This window comes from Nostoc flagelliforme FACHB-838, from assembly GCF_014698065.1.
Classification (GTDB): Bacteria; Cyanobacteriota; Cyanobacteriia; order Cyanobacteriales; family Nostocaceae; genus Nostoc; species Nostoc flagelliforme_B.
On sequence record NZ_JACJSI010000605.1, the window covers coordinates 1 to 2,621 of the forward strand.

General features: G+C 38.7%; 2 protein-coding genes and 1 pseudogene. All 3 read right to left on the reverse strand.

Translation table 11 applies throughout. The features are described from left to right. The coding region (locus H6G97_RS49535; RefSeq protein ID WP_422394292.1) for a helix-turn-helix domain-containing protein at positions 1 to 316 on the reverse strand (316 nt) is incomplete at its 3' end. A gap of 449 nt (positions 317 to 765) precedes the next feature. Further along, positions 766 to 1,791, reverse strand: coding sequence for a S66 peptidase family protein (locus H6G97_RS49540; RefSeq protein ID WP_190947581.1), 1,026 nt, complete (start codon positions 1,789 to 1,791; stop codon positions 766 to 768). Between the two features lie 116 nt (positions 1,792 to 1,907). Next, positions 1,908 to 2,507: pseudogene (locus H6G97_RS49545) on the reverse strand (dynamin family protein); the annotation flags it as partial. Positions 2,508 to 2,621 lie beyond the last annotated feature (114 nt).

Sequence of the window (2,621 nt, forward strand, 5' to 3'; positions counted from 1 at the left end):
TCACCCCATATTTTGAAGCGATATGGTAGTCTAATTCATTTAAAGTCCATCTGTCTTTGGTTTGCAACCATTCCATTACCTCGGCACGTTGAAGATCATCCAGAAAACTTTTACTTCCTTTATGCCCTAGTTTTAATCCTTCCAGCCCCAGTTGAAAAAATGCTTTTTTATAGGTACTAATGAAGCCAGATGAGACACCTAATATTGGCATTATCTCTTCATGCTTGTATCCACATAACAGCATTTTTACTGCTGTAGCTCGCTTGATTTCACGCGGCTCTTTATTATTTTTGATAAAATCTTCTAATAATTCCATCCACATCACTACACCTGCATTTAGTTTCAAACGTTACTTTTATGCTCTCTCAGTATTTTCTCATGAATGATTCCGGATTGCTATAGTGCGATAAGCTTAGAAGAAATAGATGAACTTCTATATTACCTAAATAGTTCATATTACCTAAACAATTCATATTACCTAAACAGTCTAAATAGTGGCTTATCTAATATTTTAGGTAGATCACAAAATCTTATCAATGCAGTCTAGACAATGCCATAACTGCTAAGGTTTGCAAAAATATGTTCACGTACAACTAACGTGAACATATTTCATTGTACGTTTATTATTTCACTCACCATTTCTCTAAAATAATCGTTTTTTGTTTTCCTCTCCTTTTTGCCATACATTTTGTAGTTTATTAGTACTGAATTACCATTAATATCGCGTAAGTCCTATTTTAATAATCTTGAGCCGTCAAACTCGCGTTAAACCAGACTAACAGCCGACTCTAGCATTCGTATTGTCCCAAGTTCGGCATTTATTTCTACTTCCACACCGATTGGCAAGGTAAATTTATCTTTAATATGACCAATCATTGAACCATACCAAGCAGGAATACCTAAAGGAAGTATGTGTTGTTGTAATACTTGCATTAATGTAAATGACGGTTCATCTCCAAGATTACATTTAGTGCATTGCCCAAAGATAAAGCCAGCAATTTGATTAAGTATCCCAGCAGTTTTTAACTGCGTCAGCATCCTATCTATACGATAAACATCTTCGCCAATTTCTTCCACAAACAAAATGCTTTTGTTCCAAGAAGGTAGGTAAGGTGAACCTACCATTGCTGATAGGACTGATAAGTTTCCACCCACAAGTTTACCTCTCGCCTTTCCCGGTGCTATTATCTCCATCCGCACTTCGTTAGGGTTGAGATTTTGCATAGTCACCGCTTCAGCATTAAATAGGATGCGCTTGAAGTAATCGACTGTAAATTGATTCCAAGTAGACGTAGCAACTGGCCCATGAAAAGTAATCATTTGACTACGGGCATTAATTGCTAACAACAGCGTCGTAATATCGCTGTAACCGATGATAATTTTCGGATGGGAGCGGATTAGCGAGTAGTTGAGTAGGGGTAAAATGCGATTACAACCCCAACCGCCACGCATGGGAATAATTGCTTTTATGGTGCGATCGCTAAACATCAAGTTTACATCATGGGCGCGATCGCTATCTTTACCAGCTAAATAGCCGTAACGGTCTAAAATATGCTTCCCCAGCTTGACTTTTAACCCTAACTGTGAAATTGATTTCTGCGCCGCTTCAATGTCTTTAGCGTCAACGATACTCGCAGGGGCTATCAATCCTACGGTATCGCCAGCTTGCAGGCGGGGTGGCTTACGGATGGTGTTTAGAGATGGCTTCCCTTGGGCGGTAAGTGTTGGTATTTGAGTGGCTAAGGTAGCCAGCCCACAAGTTGCAAGAAATTCTCGACGCTTGATATTCATAATCATTCAGTTAGGGATTAGGATTCTAAAAAGTTACATCCCCGGCAACTTTTACGAAGCCGGGGATCTGGATACCGCAAATTTTCACAAATTAAATAGGATTGCGATATATAAAATTAAACCTTTTGTACCATATCTGAAATCACAAATCCATTATTAGCGAACCTAGCATCAGTATCAAATGAATCACCAATGACAGGCAAAAGATGGTCAGACAATTGCATCGCCTGTAAACAACTATTAATGCTAGAAACTGCCAAATTATATGCTGCAATATTTTCTTCAACAACACTTAATAATCGGCGATTAGTTGCAATTTTTTCTTCAGCTTCTTGTTGCAGTGTTTTCTCTAAATAAGCCCGCGCCTGTGGGTATTGCTGCAAAATCTCATCTGCTTGCTGTTCTGCCATTGGTAACAAAAGAGTTTTCAATGTTTGATTAATGGTTTGACGGAAAGATTTACGAATAGTGTGAGACACTTTTGGTTCAAAATCTAACTTCAATAATTGCCTAATTGCTGGTTCTGCTTCTACGATACTTTCAGCGTCATAACCTTGAGAAGTTTGTGATAAAGTTTGGCGAAATTGATATATAGAAAAAGTGCCTTCATCGTAAAATCTGGGACTTTCTCGCACAAAGCGATCGCACTCTACACTAGCTGCACTAACTAATGCTTGACTAACTCGTTTTTCTAAAATTCTCATTTCGTGTTCAATACAGGGTCAGCGCGTCTCAAACCCTATTGACAAGCGGACTTGCCTGATCAGCAATCAGGTCGGAAACAAAGTGTCACTATCCGAGCTAGGGTAAGATTTAATCCATCTAGGTGC

Bases quoted from the DNA above. Each gene is read 5' to 3' on its own strand.
- H6G97_RS49540 (WP_190947581.1), bottom strand. From the start codon at position 1,791: ATGAATATCAAGCGTCGAGAATTTCTTGCAACTTGTGGGCTGGCTACC.